Origin of the sequence: Rugamonas brunnea (genome assembly GCF_014042345.1) — a bacterium.
GTDB classification, from domain to species: Bacteria; Pseudomonadota; Gammaproteobacteria; order Burkholderiales; family Burkholderiaceae_D; genus Rugamonas; species Rugamonas brunnea.
Window position 1 is genome coordinate 17844 of the sequence record NZ_JACEZT010000026.1, and the last position, 19544, is coordinate 37387.

The following is a 19544-nucleotide window of genomic DNA, read 5'->3' on the forward strand; positions in this document are numbered from 1 at the left end:
CGCCCACGCCCAGCGTGGTCACCGGACAATGCATTTCCCCCATCCAGACCCACTTAACGACACCGACACCGTGAATACGCCCAACCTGACCATCACGCCCTCCACCCACCGCCTGAGCGACGCCGAACGCACCAAGCTGATCAGCAACCCCGGCTTCGGCCGCATCTTCACCGACCACATGGTGGTGATCCCCTACCGCGACGGCGCCTGGCAACAGGGCGAACTGAAAGCCTACGGCCCCCTGAACCTGGACCCTTCGTGCTCGGCCCTGCACTACGGCCAGGCCATCTTCGAAGGCTTCAAGGCCTTCTCCCAGCCCGACGGCAGCGTCAAGACCTTCCGTCCCGAAGCCAACGCCGAGCGCTTCAACCGCAGCGCGGCCCGGCTGGCCATGCCGGCCCTGCCGCCGGCCCTGTTCATGGAAGCGGCCGACGCCCTGATCAAGCTCGACGCGGCCTGGGTGCCGAAAGCCGTGGGCGAGAGCCTGTACCTGCGCCCGCTGATGTTCGCCACCGACCCGTTCCTGGGCGTGCGTCCCGGCAGCGAATACCTGTTCGTGCTGTTCGCCTCGCCGGCCGGCGCCTACTTCCCGCAAGGCGTGAAGCCGGTCACCGTGTGGATCAGCGAGGATTACGTGCGCGCCGCACCGGGCGGCACCGGTGAAGCCAAGTGCGCCGGCAACTACGCGGCCAGCCTGGCGGCCCAGTCCCAGGCCCAGGCCAAGGGCTGCGACCAGGTGGTGTGGCTGGATGCCGTGCACCGCGAGTACATCGAGGAAATGGGTGGCATGAATCTGTTCTTCGTCTACAAGGAAAACGGCAAGACCGTGCTGGTGACGCCGGAACTGACGGGCACCCTGCTGCCCGGCATCACCCGCCGCAGCCTGCTGGAACTGGCCGCCGACCTGGGCTTTGAAGCCGAGGAGCGCAAGCTCACCGTGCAGCAATGGCGCGACGACGTGGCCACCGGCCGCATGACCGAAGCGTTCGCCTGCGGCACGGCCGCCGTGATCACGCCGGTGGGCACGGTCAAGGCCAACGGTTTCGAGATGACCATCAACAACGGCCAGAACGGCCCCGTCACCCTGGCCCTGCGCGACGCCCTGCTAGGCATCCAGCACGGCACGGCGGCCGACACCCACCACTGGATGCACGCCATCTAAGCGGCCCCCTCGCCCTGCCCGCGCCCGCGGGCAGGGCGGCGCCACGGCCGGCACCGGCCGTGGCGCCCCGCTATCTTACTGACCCGACACGGTCGAATACACCTGCCGGCGCCTGGACGCGATGGCCGGCCGCACCTTCTGCGGGCTGATTGCCACGCTGGTGCTGCCGTCACGCTGCACGGCCCCGATCACCACCGACACCGGACGCCCGTTGACGGGCACGCCCGTCGCCATCACCGGCGATGGCGGCAGGCCGCCGCCCACGAACTCGCTGGCGCGCGCACCGTTGCAGGTGCCGGCCGTGTCGATGCCGCCCGAGCCATTGAACAGGTTGACCCAATACCCTTCCGCCTTGCCCAGCGCCGTGGCGCAGGTGCCCGCCGCTTGCGGCACGGGCCGGTTGGTGCTGAACGTCACCATGCCGCTGACGATCAGCGCCGAGGTGACGACCTGCTCGCCCTGGCCATACTGGTTCAGGTTCATGTACCAGCCGTTGAGGCTGGAGTTGGGCAGCACCGACGTCGTGTCGCAGGTGGTGCTGGTAGTGTAGTCGACCAGGTCGGTATCGAGGTTCTTGGCCGGGCTGTTGGCATTGCTGCTCAGGTCGTCCTTGTACACATAGAAGCGGTTGGTCACGGAACTGTAGGGATATTGCGACTGCAGCGGATGCTCGCGGTCGCCGCTGCCGATGGCCACGTATACCTTGCCGGACACGGCCAGCAGAGCCGGCGCGAACAGGAACTTGCGCCCTCCGCCGTTGGTGTAGGCGACCCGGTGCGCGCTCCAGTTGCTGGCCCTGAGCGGCGTGGCCGAGGCGGGGTTGGCGACGAAATCGATGCGGTAGATGTTGCCGCCGGTGTCGGCCGCGTAGGCATAGTCGGGCATGCCGTCGTTGTCGATGTCGACCATGGCAATGTCGGACGCCACGGCGCGCGTGGTGGCGAACGAGGCGACCACCGCGCCCGAGTTGCCGTCGAGGACGTAGACCATGCCGCCCTTGGTCGAGCCGCAGGACGGCGCGGCCGTGTCGGCATCCTCGCAACCGTCATAGCCGCCGCCCACCACCACCACGGGCTGGGTGGTGGAATAGCCGCGGATGAAGGCCACCGACGGGGTCGACCAGGTCTGGCCGATCTGGCTCATGCCGGCCGTGCAGTTGGCGTCGTCGGCCAGGTCCGGGCAGCCGACTTTCCACTTGAGCGCGGGCGAGCCCGGGTTGCTCACGTCGAGCGCGTAAATCATGCGGCCGCCACGGCGCATGGTGGGCAGCACCCACACGCTGGAACTGTCCTGGTTCTGGAACAGGCCGGTGGAACCGTCGAAGAAATAATCCTTTTTGGTCGGCGTGGGCACGATGCCGGCCGCCAGGTTGGGATAGGCGACCAGCGGGCTGTTGCTCATCAGGCGGCCCAGGCGGCCGTAGAATTCCGGCGCCACGAAGGCCCACCGCTCGGCGCCCGTGCCCGCGTCCACGGCGCGGAAGGTGCCGTCGTTGGCGCCGTAATAGACCGTCACCCCGCTGCCGCCGTAGTTGACGGGCAGGGGCCGCGAATGGATCACGTCGCCGTGGATGGATGGCCGCGTGGTGGTCAGCGCACCCGTGCCCTTCTCATTGTTGACATCCTCGCCGCGGATGAAGCGCACCAGCGAGTCGGACAAGCCGGAGCTGGCCGTGCTGAAACTGGTGAGGCTGTTGCCCGATGCCGTGTACACATTGCGGTTGACGGCCCAGGTCGGCGTCGTATCGGTGGTGGGCGGCTGGTTACCTTTGCGCAGCACCTCGGCCACGGCGCCCTTTTCCACCTGCGGGCCGTCCGGCAAGTCCGAGTACGGATCGTTGCCGCCCGTGGTGCAACTACTGGCCGGGTCGGGGTTCAGGCCCATGCCGCTCCAGTAGCTGCCGCTGTTGCTGGTCCAGTAACTGGTCGCGCACGGCGTGATGAAGCCGGTGAGCGGATTGACGGCCAGCGCGCCGTTCACGTCGCCCAGGTCGATGCCGCTGCCGTTGGCCACCAGCTGGTAGCGCTTGAGGTTGCCGAACCAGCGCGGCTTGGCGTCCGCGTCGGGACGGAACATGCCGATGAACACCTGGTTCTCATTCTGCGAACGGTTGGTGGCGTTCACGGGCAAGCTGGTGGAGGCGAACGTCGAGTTGACGGCCAGGATCTCGACCAGGATCTGCTTGAGCGCCGTCACGATGGCCTGCTCGTTGGTGGCGTTGAAATACTTGCCGCCGCCGGCCTTGGCCATGCTCATCAACAGGGAGGTGTGGGTGGCGTTGGGCTGCTGGTTGTAGACGTCGATGGTGTAGGTGGTGACGGAGGGCCGAACCGTGGTGCCCTCCACGGGCACGCCTTTGTCGTGCATGAAGCGGGCCCATTCGTCGGCATTGAACGGGTTGTTGTCGAGCGTGCTGCTGCCGGTGGGCGTGTTGGTGATGGTGGTGTTGGTGCCGATCACGCTGTAGCGGCTGGTGTTGCGCGAGCAGGCCGGCGCGCCGCCGCTGACGCTGGCGCCGATGCTGCAGCCCTGGCTGTACGCGGCGCACTGGGCGGCATAGTCGGCCAGGCCGGCCTGGGCGGCGTTGGTGCTGTTGTAGCACTGCAGGGTATTGCCCACCGTGGTGTTCTGGCTGGTGGAACTGGTGGTGAAATTGGGCAGGCTCAACTGCTTGCTGGAGCCGCCCAGCCCCGTCAGGGCCGCCGTGTTGGCCGCGTCATCGGCCGTGGGCCCGCGCGCGTCCGGATTGCCGATGAAGATGATGAAGCTGCGCCCGCAGGTGTCGTCCTCGGTCAGCGGCGCGGCGAACCGGCTGTAGGGCACGCTGTAGCCGTCGGCGTCGGCCAGCGTGGTGACGACGGCCGTGGGCGAATAATCGTTGGCGCCGGCGAAGTAATTGTAGGCGTCGTACATCAGGTTGCCGTACGGCGTGTTGGCGTTGCGCTTCTCGTTGGGCGTGGTGATGTTGTTGTAGATGGTGGTCAGGGCGCTGCTGAACGCGGTCTTGTTGGACGCCGTCATCGGCTTGACCGCGTAGCGGATGTAGCCGCCGTTCTGGTTGGCGGTGCCGCCCGTGACGAATTCCATCAAGCCCAGGTTGACCGAGCTGGTCAGCGTCGACACCACGGTCTTGATGGCGTTGGCCTCGGACTGGCCCTGCTGGATGCCGCCCGGCCACTGCTGGCTCTGGCGCGACCAGTTGGCCGTGTTGTCGAGCACGATCAGGATGCGCGGATTGATCGCACTGCCGGCCGAGGCGCCGGTGAAGATATCGATATCCTCGGCCAGCGCGCCGGCCGGCAGCGCGGCCAGGGCCAGCCACAGGCCCAGCCGGGACAGGGGGGGAACGTTCAACGGCTTCATCTTGCACCTCATCTCTCAGGAACGGCTGTCACGGACAGCTGCTTGCCACATCATCTTTGGCCACCCGCACGGCGATGCCGCGCGTGAGCTCGACCGACGCTTCGGTCACGGTGTCGGCGGCCACCGCGTGCACTTCCCACACGCTGTCCTCGCACAGCGAGTCGCCGGTGACGCTGCCGGCCACCCCGAAACTCTGGCCGGCGCCCAGCGCGCAGCCCACGTCCTCCGCCTTGGTCAGGTCCAGCGCCGAATTCTTGATCGCCTGCGCCTTCACGCATTTGGGCGCCGGCGTGATGGTGACGGTGACGTCGGGCTTGCCGTCGCCATTGCTGTCCACGCAGCGCGTGTTGGCCGTGCCATTGCAGGGCGACGGCAGGGCGTCGGTCGGCGTGGTGAAGAACTGGGTACTGCTGATCACTTCTTCCAGCGTCTGGTCGGCCGCCGCGATCGCCTCGTTGCGGGACTGCATGTTGGACACCACTTGCAGGTTGCTCTTGCCCAGGTTGAAGCTGGTCATGGCCAGCATGGTGACCAGCAACAGCATCACCAGCGCCACGATCAGGGTGAAACCGCGCTGGCGGCCGGGTACGGGCCGGCGCGGCGGACGGCGGGCGGTCATGGCGCTTTCCTTCCGGCTGGGTTGGACAACACCACGGTCGCGTCGAACGCGTGGCGCTTGTAGTGGTCGTTGGCGGCCGCGATCACATTGGGCGTGCCGTCGGCGTTGTCGCCCAGCACGTAGGACTTGCTGTCCGTATAGCCGCTGCTCTGTTCGATATTACGCGCCAGCACATGCACCTTGGCCGACACCACGCTGGTCCAGTTGGTGAGGGCGCAGGGAATGGCCGCGCAGCCGTTGTAGCCGGCCGGGTCGCTGGAATAGGCGTCGGCGGCGCCGTTGTTGTTGGCGTCGATCCCGTATTCGAGCTGCAGGTTCTCGATGCCCTCGGCCAGCGGCACGATGGCGACCGACAAGGTACCGCCGTTGTTGACGATCTCGGCGCGCTTGAGGGTGGGGATGCCGTCGCCGGCGTTGTCGTTGTTGGCGATGAAGTAGATATGGATGGCCAGGTAGCGCACCACGGCCGGCGTGCCGCTGCCGGCCGTGGCCGTGCAATCGCGCTGATGGCGCGTCATGTCGGCCGCGGTGGCGCCCAGCGCATAGAAGTCGGCGCTGCTGCCCGAGCCCAGCTCACTCAGGTTGCCGCACAACGCAGCCTGGAACAGGGGTGCGCCGGCGCTGTTGATCTCGCAGTCGGGATCGCTGGTCAGGCAGGAGCTGGCATGCCGGACCACGATCATGTCCGTGCCCACGCGCACGTCGGGCACGCAATTGAGCTGGCCGGCGGCCGCGTTATCGTAACCTTGCACGTACAGCGGCAGGGCGGCTTTTAAATCGGCCACCACCACCGAGCACGGGTCCGGCACGGCGGCCGGCAAGGTCAGCGGGGTAGGATCGAACTCGCCGTAATAGCCGGCGTTGCGCAATTCATCGCTGATCAACTGCACCGCGTAGCGCCCGTTCTCAATCTGGCGGTTCGATTTTTCCACTTCGGACTGGCTCTGGCTGTTGCTGACGAACATGGTCGTCATGGCGGCCAGCACCATCAGGCCGATCACGGCGGCCACCATGATCTCCACCAGGGTGAAGCCGCGCTGCCGATGCATAGGTCGGAACATCTCAGGTATCTCCTAGGAGCACGACGGTAAGCCGATGGTGACGTGCTCGGCGACGGCGCGCCGGTAACCATCGTCGCCGTACAGGCCGTTGGCGCAGGTGAGCGACGGGGCCAGGGTCTTATGCACGCCCTGCCAGGTCACCGTCACCTGGTAAATGCCGGGCAGGCACACGCCCTTGGTGGGGTCGGGCGCCTGGATCTGCTGCACGCAGCCGCGCGCGCCCACCATGGCGCCGACCTTGGCGCCCGCCTTCAGCTCGGCCGCCCCCTTCAGCGCATTACTCCACTCGCACACGTCGCGCGGCGCGCCGGCGGCCAGCGCGCTGCAATCGTCGGGCTGGCCGTCACCGGTGCCGGCCGGCGTGCTCTGCACGTAGTTGGCGGCAGCGGCCCGGTTGGCCTGCATGCGCGCCGTCATGTCCTCCAGCAACACCACCGCTTGCGCACGCTGGTAGGACTCGATGGTGCCCATCTGCATCTTGCCCTGCAGGGCAGCCACGCCCAGCAGGCCGAAGGCGAGGATGACCAGCGTGACCAGCACCTCGATCATGGTGGTGCCGCCCATGCGGCTTGCGGCAGGGTATCGTTGGTGGCGCATGTCAGCATGCTCCCTGTTTCACGTAGGGCCGCCCGCTCAGGTCCACCATCACACAACGGTGGTCGGGGTTGCCGGTGGTGCTGATGTCAAAACTGGGCGTGGTGTTGCCGCGCAGCCTGCCGTTGGGATGGAACACGACGCTGTCGGGCCCGATCACGGTGGCATTGACGACGCCCCCATGCTGCTCCAGAAAGCCGCCGGCCGGGCCCGGATTCTGGATCGCCCAACCCTGTTGCCACTGGCCGCCGGTGGGCAGCAGCGTCACATCCAAATTGCGTTTGATGGCTTCGCTGCGGGTGCGCGTGAGCACCGTGACCAGGTCGGCGGCGATGCTCTTGCTGCGCTGGACGGCGATCATGCGATTGAACGAGGGCGCGGCAAGGCCGGCCAGCACGGCGATCACGCTCAGCGTGACCAGTACCTCCGGCAGCGTGAAGCCGCCGGACCGTGCGGGCGCGCGGCAGGGCATGGACAGGACGGCCGACATGGCGTTACCACTTGCCGGCGGGCGACTTCAAGCCCGTGTGATCGATGGTCAGCACGCCGTCGCCCGCCTGGTTGCTGGTCGCGACCGGGGTGGCGGTGATGGTGAAGGTGGGGGGCGGACCATCCTGGGTGGCGATCGTGATCGTGTACTTGGCGGACACGGCGGCGGGCGTGGGCAGGTTGAGCAGGTCCACGGTGCCGGCATAGCTGCGGCTATCGGCCAGGTACTGGGTCTCGCGCTGGGCCAGATCCACCATGTAGGCCTGGGCGGCGGCGCGGTTCGACTTGATGACCTGGCTGGTGTAGGCGGGATAGGCGACGGCCGCCAGGATGCCGATGATGACCATGGCCACCAGCAATTCGATCAGGGTGAATCCCCGCGCGCGGCGCTGGCCGCCGTTGCCGTTTTGTCCATCACCACGCATATGCCCGCTCCCGTTCTCTGGCCGCACCATCGCTGCGGCAACAATAATTGACTCATTGCATATGAGATTAGGTCAACAGTCTTGCATTTCCCTGAGGAATTGCTGACAAATTGCTGACAACGCGACTTTTTTTCACAAAACGTGGATGATTATTAATAACCATTCAACCAGTTCCACGGCGCGCGGCACGCGCGCCGCCGTGCGCACCCATAGTATGATGGGCGATCGCCAGCTGCCGCCCCGCCCCATGAACGACGCCCAATTCGACCGACTGCACGACAAGATCGACGCCTACACCATGGAGGTCGACCGTTTTCACGACGACGTGGCGGATCTGGCCAAACAGGTGGCCAATTGCGACCGGCTGGTCAAGCTGGCCAATGCCAGCCTGGGCCAGATCGACGAGAAGGTTGCTGAGGCGGTGAGGGTGGGCGCCGAGGCGCGCCAGACCGCCGACGCGGCCGGCGAGCAGGCCAGCGCGGCGGCCACGGTCGCCGTCAACGCCGCCGTCAGCGAGCTGGTGGGCGCCATGCGCGAGGCCACGACAGCCGCGCACGAGGCCGGCGCGGCGCTGAACATCCAGCGTTTCAAGACCGGCGCGTGGATCGCGCTGTATGCCGCCGTCACCGTGCTGTGCTGCGTGGCCACCGCTTACATCACCAGCCGTGCCTTGCGCGGCAATGCCCTCACGCCCGAGCAGGTGCAATACATCGAACTGGGCAAGGCGCATGAAGCCTTGCTGGGCAACGCTACCGAAAAGGAACTGAAGCTGATGACGGCGATCCGCAACCGGCCGCCGAAGACGAAATAGCGCCTAGCGTTCGTATTGCGGGCCATCGTTGTCGCGCCTGGGCGCACGCCCGGCGGTGGGCGCAGATTGCTCGGGCGCGCGTTGCGGCGTGTAGTGGATGGTCAGCGCCAGCAAATGTTCGAAGCTGTTGAAGGTGATGGTCTGGAACTGCGCACGCCGTTCGCCAGCCGGCACGTACACCGTGATCAGGCCCTGGAAATCGGCCAGTCCGGCCACGCCGTCCGTGCCCACCAGCTCATACAGTTCAGTCAGGTAGCGCTTGAAGCGCTGGATGTTCGCACCGGCGATGGTGTTCTCCAGCCAGCGCGCGATGAACGCATCGTCACTCCAGCGCACCGTGCGCAACTTGGGGACCGCCAAGCCCAGGGCCGTGCCAACGCGGTCGACATAATGCCCCAACACCAGTTCCTGCTGGGTTTGCGCGCCCAGGCCCGGCAAATCGAGCTGCGCCGATTCGCCCCAGGCCGCGTGGTGGATGGCGCGCGAGCGCGCCAACCGGGCGCTGTCGCCGATGCAGTCGGCCAGCAAGCGCACGCGCTGCGGCTTGGCGCCCTCGGTCTTGAGCTGCTCCGCGTTGGCCTTGAACTCGATCAGCGCGAAGCGCCCGCCGGCCGCGAACAGGTAGTCGGCCAGCGCCTTGTCCTGCCCGCACAGCGCGCTGCCCACCAGGTAGGGCTGCGCTTTGCCGGCCCCATGCAACTCCCGGAAGCGCCGGTCGGCCTTCTTGGAAAACTCGACGATCAGCGCATCTTCCATGTGACGGAAGAATGTGGGAGAAGTCCTGGTCATGGCGTGGCAAGTTCGGAAAAACGGGCGTGGCTGGGACACGCCATCGATGCGCCTTCGATGAAAAAAGCCCCGCAACCTCAATGAGTCACGGGGCTTGGATGGCAACGCGTTCCGGGTATGCCTCAGAACGGAATATCGTCGTCCATATCCGAGAAGTTCGGCGCCGGCTTTGGTGCCGGGCGCGGTGCGGGGGCGGCCATCTGCGGACGCGGGGCCGGCGCCTGGCGGGCCGGTGGGGCGTCGTAGCCGCCGTCGTCCATGGCGTCGCCGCCGCCCATGCCCTGGCGGCCGCCCAGCATCTGCATCTGCTCGGCGATGATGTCGGTTGCGTACTTCTCCACGCCATCCTTGTCGGTGTATTTGCGGGTCTGCAGGCGGCCTTCCACGTAGACCGACGAACCTTTCTTCAAGTACTGGCCAACGATTTCAGCCAGGCGGCCGAAGAAGGAAATGCGGTGCCATTCCGTCAGCTCTTTCTGCTCGCCCGTGTTGCGGTCCTTGCTACGGTACGAGGTGGCCACGGCGATGTTGGCGATCGCGTCACCGCTGGGCATGTAGCGAATTTCCGGATCACGGCCCAGATTGCCGACGATGATGACTTTGTTGACTGATGCCATGAATTAAACTCCTGAATAACGGCCGCTGCTGCGCGCGGTGGAATGTTTTGTAAAACCAAACGGCGATTATATGCCAAGCCGCCAACCCGAGGCCAAGCAATTCTCACCCGCCCAGCCAGCCCACGGTGCCGCGCCTTTTTCCCGCGGCACCGTGATTTTTTTCATATCGCCACTGAAACAAGCGGCGCCAACACTGTTATTATATACAGTATTTAATATCCAACCCTTAGCGCTGTATCAATTCCGCCGCGATTGACACGCCCGGCCCGGCCCATGGCCGCCGCCGGCGCGCAAGCGGAATCCCGGCTATAGTACTAGGTTGACCCGTTAGTCCCGGTCCCGCCGGCGCGCCGGACCGCACCACTCACAGAAAGCAAGCCTCGACATGGAACAGATCCGCATCCGCGGCGCACGCACGCACAACCTCAAGAACATCAATCTCGACCTGCCGCGCAACAAGCTGATCGTCATCACCGGCCTGTCCGGCTCGGGCAAGTCCTCGCTCGCGTTCGACACGCTGTACGCCGAGGGCCAGCGCCGCTACGTGGAATCGCTGTCGGCCTACGCGCGCCAGTTCCTGCAGTTGATGGAGAAGCCGGACGTGGACCTGATCGAAGGCTTGTCGCCCGCCATCTCGATCGAACAGAAAGCCACCTCGCACAACCCGCGCTCGACCGTGGGCACGGTGACGGAAATCCACGACTACCTGCGCCTGCTGTACGCGCGCGTGGGCACGCCCTACTGCCCGGACCACCCGGAACAGCCGCTGGCGGCCCAGTCCGTGTCGCAGATGGTGGACGCCGTGCTGGCCATGCCCGAGGGCACCAAGCTGATGATCCTGGCGCCCGTGGTGGCCAACCGCAAGGGCGAGCACGCCGACCTGTTCGAGCAGATGCAAGCCCAGGGTTTCGTGCGCTTCCGCGTGCAGAGCGGCACCCACGACGCCAAGATCCATGAAGTGGACAACCTGCCCAAGCTGAAGAAGACGGAAAAGCACACCATCGACGTGGTGATCGACCGCGTGAAAGTGAACGCCGACCTCAAGCAGCGGCTGGCGGAAAGCTTCGAGACGGCGCTGCGCCTGGCCGACGGCCGCGCCATCGCGCTGGAAATGGACAGCGGCCATGAGCACGTCTATTCCAACAAGTTCGCCTGCAATGTGTGCGGCTACTCGCTGCAGGAACTGGAGCCGCGCCTGTTCTCCTTCAACAATCCGATGGGCGCCTGCCCCGAGTGCGACGGCCTGGGCCACATCGAATTCTTCGACCCCAAGCGCATCGTCGCCTTCCCCAATTTGTCGCTGGCCTCGGGCGCCGTCAAAGGCTGGGATCGCCGCAACCAGTTCTATTTCCAGATGCTGTCCAACCTGGCCGCGTTCTACGAGTTCGACCTCGACCTGCCATTCGAGCAATTGCCGGCGGCGGCCCAGCAGGTAATCCTGCACGGCTCGGGCAAGCAGCAGATTCCGTTCGCCTACGTCAACGAGCGCGGCCGCACCGTCATCAAGGAACACACGTTCGAGGGCGTGGTCACCAACCTGGCGCGCCGCTACCGCGAGACGGACTCGATGGCCGTCAAGGAAGAACTGGCCAAGTTCATCAACGAGAAGAAATGCCCGTCCTGCCACGGCGCGCGGCTGCGCGTGGAGGCGCGCTACGTCAAGGTCGGCAGCGGCAAGCAGGAAAAAGCCATCTACGAGATCGCGGAAAAGCCGCTGCGCGACACGCTGTCATTCTTCGAGCAACTGAAGCTGAAGGGCGCCAAGAAGGACATCGCCGACCGCGTGATCAAGGAAATCGTCTCGCGCCTGAAGTTCCTCAACAACGTGGGACTCGACTACCTGTCGCTGGACCGCAGCGCCGACACGCTGTCGGGCGGCGAAGCGCAGCGCATCCGGCTGGCCTCGCAGATCGGTTCCGGCCTGACGGGCGTGATGTACGTGCTCGACGAACCGTCGATCGGCCTGCACCAGCGCGACAATGACCGCCTGATCGACACCCTCAAGCACCTGCGCGACATCGGCAACAGCGTGCTGGTGGTCGAGCACGACGAGGACGCCATCCGCACCGCCGACTTCATCGTCGACATGGGCAAGGGCGCCGGCGTGCATGGCGGCGACGTGATCGCGCAAGGCACGCTGAAGGACATCCTGAAGAACAAGCAATCGCTGACGGCCCAGTACCTGAACGGCACGCTCAAGATCGCCGTGCCGGCCAAGCGCCACACGGCCGATCCCGACCGCCAGCTGGTCATCACTGGCGCCACCGGCAACAACCTGAAGAGCGTCACGCTTGACCTGCCGGTGGGCCTGATGACATGCGTGACGGGCGTGTCCGGTTCCGGCAAGTCCTCGCTGATCAACGACACGCTGTACCCGGCCCTGTCGCGCCACCTGTACGGCTCGCAGACGGAACCGTCGCCGCACGACAGCATCAGCGGCCTCGAACATTTCGACAAGGTGATCGCCGTCGACCAGGCCCCGATCGGCCGCACGCCGCGCTCGAATCCGGCCACCTATACGGGGTTGTTCACGCCGATCCGCGACCTGTTCGCCACCGTGCCCATGGCCAAGGAACGCGGCTACAGCGCGGGCCGCTTCTCGTTCAACGTCAAGGGCGGGCGCTGCGAGGCGTGCCAGGGCGACGGCGTGATCAAGGTCGAAATGCACTTCCTGCCGGACGTCTATGTGCCGTGCGACGTCTGCCACGGCAAGCGCTACAACCGCGAAACGCTGGAAGTGCAGTACAAGGGCAAGAACATCACCGAAATCCTCGACATGACGGTGGAGGATGCGCACGAGTTCTTCAAGCCGGTGCCGCTGATCGCGCGCAAGCTGCACACGCTGCTGGACGTGGGCCTGGGCTACATCAAGCTGGGGCAGAGCGCCACCACGCTGTCGGGCGGCGAAGCGCAGCGCGTCAAGCTGTCGCTGGAACTGTCCAAACGCGACACGGGGCGCACGCTGTACATCCTCGACGAGCCGACCACGGGCCTGCACTTCCACGACATCGACCTGCTGCTGAAGGTGATCCACCGCCTGCGCGACCAGGGCAACACGCTGGTCATCATCGAGCACAACCTCGACGTGATCAAGACGGCTGACTGGATCGTGGACCTGGGGCCGGAAGGCGGCGCCGGCGGCGGCCAGATCATCGCCAGCGGCACGCCGGAAGATGTGGCCGCCAACCCGGCCAGCGTGACGGGCAAGTATCTGCAGCCTCTGCTCAAGAGCAAATAAAGCGGGCGGCGACTGACGGGGACAGACCCTGAGCCGGTGCCCGGCGGCGCCGATCGATGGCGCCGGCTCAAAAGGGTCTGCCCCTGGTTTTGCCCTGGCCTGCTCACGCCGCCTTGCGCTCGCCGCGCAGCGCCTGCTCCAGCTGGACGAGCCGGTCGAAGCCCCAGTACGGTTCGCCATCCGCGATCATGAACGGCACGCCGAACACGCCCTTCGCGATCGCGTCCTCGCTGCCCTGCTTGAAGGCGGCCTTGACTGCCTCATCCTCCAGCGCGGCCAGCAAGGCATCACGCTCCACACCCAGACCGGCGGCGATGCCGGCCAGCACCTCCTTGTCTTCAATGTCGATCCCATCGCCGAAGAAGGCGCTGAAGCACGTGTGCGCGAACGCGGCGGCCAAGTCATCGCCATGGGTGGCGGCCAGCCACGTCATGGCCCGGCCCGGCGCCAGCAACAACTTGGGGAAACAGGCCGGCCAACGGAACGGGATGCCCGCCAGCCGGGCACTGCGCGCCACGTCATGCTGGATGTAACGCCATTTCATCGGCAAAAAGGGCAGCAACTGGGTGCCTGCCGCCTTGCTCAACACCGTCATCAGGACCGGCTTCCAGCGCACCTTGCGCCCGTGGGCGGCGGCCAGCCGCTCGATGCGGTTCGCGGCCAGATAGGCATACGGCGAAACAAAGTCGAAATAGAAATCGATGTCAGTGCTCATGGTCAGTCTCCAGGGAAAAGTCGTCATTACTATCGGGTAGGGAACGCAGCAACGCCAGCAGGCCAGTGGGCCAGGCCAGGTAGAGCGCGACGGGGACCAGCAACAGCAGGAAACGCATGTCAGCCTCCTCTTTCGCACACCTGTGCGAAATTACCGCAAAAAAAACCGGCGGGCGCGATGTGGGCCCGCTGGCTACACTTCGTTGAAGCTCTTGTAGGTGGAAATCAGCCGGTTGAACGCACGCTGCGCGTGGCGCAGCGCCGTCTCGTCCAGCAGGAAACGGGTATCGTGCAGCAAGCCCACGATCAGGCTGTAGATCTCGAACACCAGTTGTTCCGGGTCCGTGTCGGGCCGCAACTGGCCCGCCTCCATGGCCTGGGCGATGGTCCTGCGCAGCGACGCCCGCCAGGCCTGCGCGCCCTTGGCCAGCCGGTCGCGCAGCGGGCCGGGCTGGTCGTCGAACTCGAAGGCGCCGGCCGTGTACAGGCAGGAATGCAGCACCACGCCATCGCAGATGCGGCGCATCCAGTTGCCCACCATGGCCGTCAAGCGGGGCAGGCCGCGCGGCAGTTCCAGCGTGGGCAGGAAGATCTCGGCCGCGAAACGGCGGTCGTACTCATCGAGCACGGCTTCCTGCAACGCTTCCAGCGAGCCGACGCGCGAAAACACGCCGCTCTTGCTGATGCCGGTACGCTTGGCGATCTCGCCCAGCGACAGCTTGCCGATGCCTTCGGCGGCCGCCATGGCGCACCCGGCCGCGACGATGGCGGCAAAGGTGGCTTCGCTTTTGGCAGTCAGGGTATCCATGCGATTTAGTTTAGCACACCTGTGCGAAATTACAGAAAAAAACCGGGGGTCAGGTCATGAATTTGCGCAACTTGCGCAATTTCATGACCTGACCCCGGTTGAGGTCAACCGCTGGCTCAGCCGTTCAGGCGCTGCTCCAGCTTGGCCATGTTGTCCTTCAACTCTTGCGGCAGGTGGTAGGCCAGCTTCTCGAACAGTTCGGCGTGCAGCTTCAGTTCTTCGCGCCATGCATCCTTGTCGATCGAGGTGATGGTTTCGAACTCTGCCGGCGAGAAGGTCAGGCCTTCCCAGTGGATGTCGTCAAAGCGCGGGGTCATGCCGAACAGGTTTTCGACGCCGCCAGCCTGGCCTTCCAGGCGCTCCAGCATCCACTTCAGCACGCGCATGTTGTCGCCGAAGCCAGGCCATACGAATTGACCTTGCTCGTTGGTGCGGAACCAGTTCACGCAGTAGATCTTCGGTGCGGCGGCGCCCAGCTTGGCGCCCATGTCCAGCCAGTGCTGGAAATAGTCGCTCATGTTGTAGCCCATGAACGGCAGCATGGCGAACGGATCGCGGCGCACCACGCCCATCTGGCCGGCGGCGGCGGCGGTCGTCTCGGAGCCCATGGTGGCAGCCATGTACACGCCTTCGATCCAGTTGCGCGCTTCCGTCACCAGCGGCACGGTGGTCGAGCGGCGGCCGCCGAAGATGAAGGCCGAGATCGGCACGCCAGCCGGATCGTCCCAGGCCGGGTCGATCACGGGGTTCTGGGTCGAGGCCACGGTGAAGCGGGCGTTCGGGTGGGCGGCCTTGGTGCCGGAGGCCGGCGTCCAGTCCTTGCCCTGCCAGTCGATCAGGTGCGCCGGCGCTTCCTTGGTCAGGCCTTCCCACCACACATCGCCATCGTCGGTCAGCGCGACGTTGGTGAAGATGGTGTTCTCGTGCAGGCAGGCCATGCAGTTCGAATTGGTCTTGGTGTTGGTGCCGGGGGCCACGCCGAAGTAGCCCGCTTCCGGGTTGATGGCGTACAGGCGGCCGTCGGCGCCCGGTTTGATCCAGGCGATGTCGTCGCCGATGGTGGTCACTTTCCAGCCATTGAAGGTGGCCGGCGGGATCATCATCGAGAAGTTGGTCTTGCCGCAGGCCGATGGGAAGGCCGCCGCCACGTAGTGCTTCTTGCCTTCCGGCGATTCCACGCCCAGGATCAGCATGTGCTCGGCCAACCAGCCGTGGCCGCCGGCCTTGGCTTCCTTGTGGCCCATGTTGGAGGCGATACGCAGTGCGAAGCACTTCTTGCCCAGCAGCGCGTTGCCGCCGTAGCCCGAGCCGAACGACCAGATTTCGCGCGTCTCAGGGAAGTGCACGATGTACTTGGTGGCGTTGCATGGCCATGCCACGTCCTTCTGGCCAGCCTTCAGCGGCGCGCCGACGCTGTGCACGCACGGCACGAAGGCGCCGTCTTCGCCCAGCACGTCGTACACGGCGCGGCCCATGCGGGTCATCACTTTCATGTTGACGGCCACGTAGGGCGAGTCGGACAGTTCCACGCCGATGTGGGCGATCGGCGAACCGAGCGGGCCCATCGAGAACGGGATCACGTACAGGGTGCGGCCGGCCATGCAGCCGTCGAACAGGCCGTTCAGGGTGGCGCGCATCTCGGCCGGTTCCATCCAGTTATTGGTGGGGCCGGCTTCTTCCTTGGTGGCCGAGCAGATGAAGGTGCGGTCTTCCACGCGCGCCACGTCGGTCGGGTCCGAGCAGGCCAGGTAGGAGTTAGGACGCTTTTCCTGGCTCAGGCGTTTCATGGTGCCGGCGGCGACCATCTCTGCGCACAGGCGGTCGTATTCCTCTTGCGAGCCGTCGCACCAGTAGATACGATCCGGTTTGGTCAGGGCGGCCACATCAGCCACCCAATTGATCAGTTTTTGCTGCTTGATGTAAGCTGGGACGTTCAATGCAGCAACGCCACCCATAACGGGCTGATTCATAGTACCTCCAATGCCAATAAAAGAATTCTGGTCTAGTCCCGGCAGGCAGGATCGTCGTCAGCCGCGCGCGCTCGTAGCGCGCGCCTTGCGCCTGGAAGCCCTGGCGATGGTTGGCCAGGTTCCGGCGGAGTCGGCGGTCATGTCGTGCGCCCCGCGCCGGCGGGGCACGCAGCCCAATCATGTGCCTGGGCTGATGGAACGTATTGCGCGGGCCCGGTGGCCAGGCCCGAAAATAAGTGGGCGATTGTACACCCGTCCACCCCGCTTTCCGACAAAAATGTAGGAGAAATTGTTGAGTAAAGTAGTAAGCTATTCCGGAAATCCATAAACATGTTATTTCGCTACGAAATTCCCCACAAGATCGGCCAACTTCCATGAAAATCGCAATTCTCGACGATTACCAGAATGCTACGCCTACCCTGGAATGCTTCAAGCTCCTGGAGGGTCATGATGTCAAAATCTTCAATAATTCGGCGCGCGGATTGGGCCAGCTGGCGATCCGCCTGGCGCCGTTCGACGCGCTGGTGCTGATCCGCGAACGCACGGTGCTGAACCGCGCGCTGCTGGCCAAACTGCCCAACCTGAAGCTGATCTCGCAGACCGGCAAGGTGGCCGGCCACATCGACGTGGCGGCCGCCACCGAACGCGGCATCGCCATCGCCGAGGGCGTCGGTTCGCCCACGGCGCCAGCCGAACTGACGTGGGCGCTGATCATGGCGGCCACGCGCAAGATCGTGCCCTACGCCAGCAACCTCAAGGACGGGCTGTGGCAGACGGCCTCCATCAACCCGGCCCTGAACACGCTGGGCACGACGCTCAAGGGCCGCACGCTGGCCATCTGGGGTTACGGCAAGATCGGCCAGTTGCTGGCCGGCTATGGCCGCGCATTCGGCATGCGGGTGCTGGTGTGGGGCAGCCAGGGCAGCCGCGAGGCGGCCGTGCGCGACGGCCATGAAGCGGCCGCCAGCCGGGAAGCGTTCTTCGAGCAGGCCGACGTGCTGAGCCTGCACCTGCGCCTGAACGACGCCACGCGCGGCATCGTCACGGCCGAGGACCTGGCGCGCATGAAGACCAGCGCGCTGTTCGTCAACACCAGCCGCGCCGAGCTGGTGCAGCCCGAGGCGCTGGAACTGGCCCTGCCGCAAGGCCGGCCCGGCTACGCTGCGCTGGACGTGTTCACCGATGAACCGCTGCCGCCCAGCCATCCGCTGCTGCGCATGCCGGTGGTGCTGGCCACGCCGCACCTGGGCTATGTGGAGAAGGACAGCTACGAGCTGTACTTCCGCCATGCGTTCCAGAACGTGGTCGATTTTGCGGCCGGCACTTGCGACAAAATCCTCAACCCCGACTACCGCCAGCACCTGAAAGCGGAATGAGGGCGGAATGAGGACAGAATGAGAGCGCGCCGCTAGCGGATTTCGGGCAAGCCCGTCAGGTTGATGGCCGGCGTGGGCAGCGCGTGGACCTGGCTCCACAAACCGGCCCATCCGGGCGGCCACGGCAGTGCCGGCCCCGTGTAGGGCGGCAGCGTGGCCCGCACCGGGACCACGGGCACGGGCGGCATGTCGCGCAGTTCGCCGCTGGCCGGACGCTGCATGTCCAGGCTGTACATATAACCGGGCAGCAGGGCGTCGCACACGGCGGCGAACCAGGCCGTGTGGTCTTCGTCGCGGCCCAGCGCCTGGGCCAGCCCTTGCGGATCGAAACGGGCCAGCGCGTGGATCAGCTCGTCCGTGGTGGCGCCCGGCGAGTCGCCCCAGCCCATCACGGGATTGACGTTGTAATCGGCGCCCGAACCGTACCAGCCTTCGCGCCACGAACGCTGCATCCAGTCGCGCTGGCCGGTGAACAGGTGCCAGCGCCAGTGCAGGCCGGACGGCTTGGGCCATGAATACAGGTACAGCCGCTGGTAGCCGGCCTGGTGCAGCGCGCGCACCACCGCCATCAGCCGCGCGTGGGGCATGCGGTCGGGCGCGGCACGGCGGAACAGGATGGCCTCGCCGTCGGCGAACTGCACCTCGTCGGTGGACAGGTTCAGGTCCAGCGTCCGGCTTTCGCTGCCAAAACGGGCGCTGATCCAGCCCGTCAGCAGGTTGACGGCCGTGATGACGCCGTAGCCACGGTGGCGGTGGAAGATGACGGTGCCGGGAGCGAGGGTTTTCATGACAGGAAAGGCAAGCCAGGGGCGCACAAAGAATCCAGTGTAGTCACAGTATGCCCGACTTTCCAGTACGCGATGATCCGGAAGCCGGGGTCCGGTGCGGGCGCCGGGCGCCTACAGTTTGCGCGCAGTTCACTCGCAGTTCACTGTATCATGCGCCTCATTACACTGTAGAGGATTTCTCCCACCATGACCTTGCGCATCCTCGCCACCGGCGGCACTTTCGACAAACATTACGACGAACTCAATGGCAAGCTCGGCTTTGGCGAGAGCCACGTGCCAGCCCTGCTGGCGCGCTGCCGCCTGACGGTGGACGTGGCGCTGGAACAGTTGCCGCTGATGGATTCGCTCGACATGGTGGACGCCGACCGTGCCCGCATCCTGGCGTCGTGCCAGGCGGCCGGCGAACGCGCCATCGTCATCATCCACGGCACCGACACCATGCCGCAGACGGCCGCCGTGCTGGGCCCGGCCAACCTGGGCAAGACCATCGTCCTGACGGGCGCCATGATCCCCTACGAGATCGCCAATTCGGACGCCCTGTTCAACCTGGGCTTCGCCTGCGGCGTGGCGCAGACGCTGGCGCCGGGCGTATACGTGGCCATGAACGGCCAGATCTTCGCCTGGGACAACGTGCAGAAAAACCGCGCCGCCGGCGTATTCCAGCCACTGTAAAAAAGCAAAACCGGGGTCAGGTCATGCCATCATGCAAGATGCGTGCAT

Annotated in this window: 18 protein-coding genes; 5 read left to right on the forward strand and 13 right to left on the reverse strand. The window is 65.6% G+C overall.

Translation table 11 applies throughout. The annotated features are described in order from the left end of the window. Positions 1-28: 28 nt before the first annotated feature. On the forward strand, positions 29-1162 hold the full coding sequence (locus H3H37_RS24055; protein WP_182167301.1) for a branched-chain amino acid aminotransferase: 1134 nt from the start codon (positions 29-31) through the stop codon (positions 1160-1162). Positions 1163-1237: 75 nt separating this feature from the next. Here the strand turns inward: H3H37_RS24055 and H3H37_RS24060 are convergent, their stop codons facing one another. Genes H3H37_RS24060 through H3H37_RS24085 form a run of 6 tightly spaced genes read right to left on the reverse strand, consistent with a single transcriptional unit; the run spans position 1238 to position 7713 of the window. Continuing rightward, the gene (locus tag H3H37_RS24060) at positions 1238-4516 is read right to left on the reverse strand and encodes a pilus assembly protein (RefSeq protein WP_182167302.1); all 3279 of its coding nucleotides are present in this window, start codon (positions 4514-4516) and stop codon (positions 1238-1240) included. Positions 4517-4553: 37 nt separating this feature from the next. After that, complete coding sequence (locus H3H37_RS24065; RefSeq protein WP_182167304.1) at positions 4554-5144, reverse strand: PilX N-terminal domain-containing pilus assembly protein; 591 nt, start codon at positions 5142-5144, stop codon at positions 4554-4556. After that, positions 5141-6205, reverse strand: coding sequence for a PilW family protein (locus H3H37_RS24070; protein ID WP_182167339.1), 1065 nt, complete (start codon positions 6203-6205; stop codon positions 5141-5143). Before H3H37_RS24070 ends, H3H37_RS24065 begins: the two co-directional genes overlap by 4 nt. Positions 6206-6217: 12 nt before the next feature. Next, entirely contained in the window at positions 6218-6802 is a 585-nt protein-coding gene (pilV, locus tag H3H37_RS24075) for a type IV pilus modification protein PilV (protein WP_229219019.1), read from the reverse strand. Position 6803: 1 nt separating this feature from the next. After that, the gene (locus tag H3H37_RS24080; protein ID WP_182167343.1) at positions 6804-7289 is read right to left on the reverse strand and encodes a GspH/FimT family pseudopilin; all 486 of its coding nucleotides are present in this window, start codon (positions 7287-7289) and stop codon (positions 6804-6806) included. A 4-nt stretch (positions 7290-7293) separates the two neighbouring features. Further along, on the reverse strand, positions 7294-7713 hold the full coding sequence (locus tag H3H37_RS24085) for a type IV pilin protein (protein ID WP_182167306.1): 420 nt from the start codon (positions 7711-7713) through the stop codon (positions 7294-7296). Between the two features lie 145 nt (positions 7714-7858). On the opposite strand from H3H37_RS24085, the gene H3H37_RS24090 reads away from it, so the two are divergent. Continuing rightward, entirely contained in the window at positions 7859-8524 is a 666-nt protein-coding gene (locus H3H37_RS24090; RefSeq protein WP_182167308.1) for a hypothetical protein, read from the forward strand. A gap of 3 nt (positions 8525-8527) precedes the next feature. On the opposite strand, the gene H3H37_RS24095 is transcribed toward H3H37_RS24090, so the two are convergent. Together H3H37_RS24095 and ssb are read right to left on the reverse strand one after the other, a co-directional pair. After that, a complete protein-coding gene (locus H3H37_RS24095; protein ID WP_182167310.1) occupies positions 8528-9313 on the reverse strand; it encodes a hypothetical protein in 786 nt (261 codons plus the stop codon). 122 nt (positions 9314-9435) lie between these two features. Continuing rightward, positions 9436-9930 carry a single-stranded DNA-binding protein gene (gene ssb / locus H3H37_RS24100; protein WP_182167311.1) on the reverse strand — a complete coding sequence of 165 codons (495 nt, stop codon included), beginning with the start codon at positions 9928-9930 and terminating at the stop codon, positions 9436-9438. Between the two features lie 385 nt (positions 9931-10315). On the opposite strand from ssb, the gene uvrA reads away from it, so the two are divergent. Then, positions 10316-13168 carry an excinuclease ABC subunit UvrA gene (uvrA, locus tag H3H37_RS24105; RefSeq protein ID WP_182167313.1) on the forward strand — a complete coding sequence of 951 codons (2853 nt, stop codon included), beginning with the start codon at positions 10316-10318 and terminating at the stop codon, positions 13166-13168. 103 nt (positions 13169-13271) lie between these two features. Here the strand turns inward: uvrA and H3H37_RS24110 are convergent, their stop codons facing one another. The 4 genes from H3H37_RS24110 to H3H37_RS24120 form a co-directional block, all read right to left on the reverse strand. Continuing rightward, positions 13272-13883: a 2-hydroxychromene-2-carboxylate isomerase gene (locus tag H3H37_RS24110; protein WP_182167315.1), complete on the reverse strand. Its 612-nt coding sequence runs from the start codon at positions 13881-13883 to the stop codon at positions 13272-13274. Then, a complete protein-coding gene (locus tag H3H37_RS26075) occupies positions 13873-14001 on the reverse strand; it encodes a hypothetical protein (protein ID WP_255459169.1) in 129 nt (42 codons plus the stop codon). Before H3H37_RS26075 ends, H3H37_RS24110 begins: the two co-directional genes overlap by 11 nt. A gap of 74 nt (positions 14002-14075) precedes the next feature. Continuing rightward, on the reverse strand, positions 14076-14690 hold the full coding sequence (locus tag H3H37_RS24115; RefSeq protein WP_182167317.1) for a TetR/AcrR family transcriptional regulator: 615 nt from the start codon (positions 14688-14690) through the stop codon (positions 14076-14078). Between the two features lie 116 nt (positions 14691-14806). Further along, a complete protein-coding gene (locus H3H37_RS24120) occupies positions 14807-16660 on the reverse strand; it encodes a phosphoenolpyruvate carboxykinase (GTP) (protein ID WP_182167318.1) in 1854 nt (617 codons plus the stop codon). Between the two features lie 374 nt (positions 16661-17034). On the opposite strand from H3H37_RS24120, the gene H3H37_RS24125 reads away from it, so the two are divergent. Continuing rightward, positions 17035-18036 (forward strand): D-2-hydroxyacid dehydrogenase family protein, encoded by a 1002-nt coding sequence (locus tag H3H37_RS24125; RefSeq protein ID WP_182167320.1) that lies wholly within the window; start codon positions 17035-17037, stop codon positions 18034-18036. Positions 18037-18068: 32 nt separating this feature from the next. Here the strand turns inward: H3H37_RS24125 and H3H37_RS24130 are convergent, their stop codons facing one another. After that, complete coding sequence (locus H3H37_RS24130) at positions 18069-18824, reverse strand: L-asparaginase (protein ID WP_182167321.1); 756 nt, start codon at positions 18822-18824, stop codon at positions 18069-18071. A 186-nt stretch (positions 18825-19010) separates the two neighbouring features. On the opposite strand from H3H37_RS24130, the gene H3H37_RS24135 reads away from it, so the two are divergent. Further along, positions 19011-19496 carry an asparaginase domain-containing protein gene (locus H3H37_RS24135; RefSeq protein ID WP_182167323.1) on the forward strand — a complete coding sequence of 162 codons (486 nt, stop codon included), beginning with the start codon at positions 19011-19013 and terminating at the stop codon, positions 19494-19496. Positions 19497-19544: the final 48 nt, after the last annotated feature.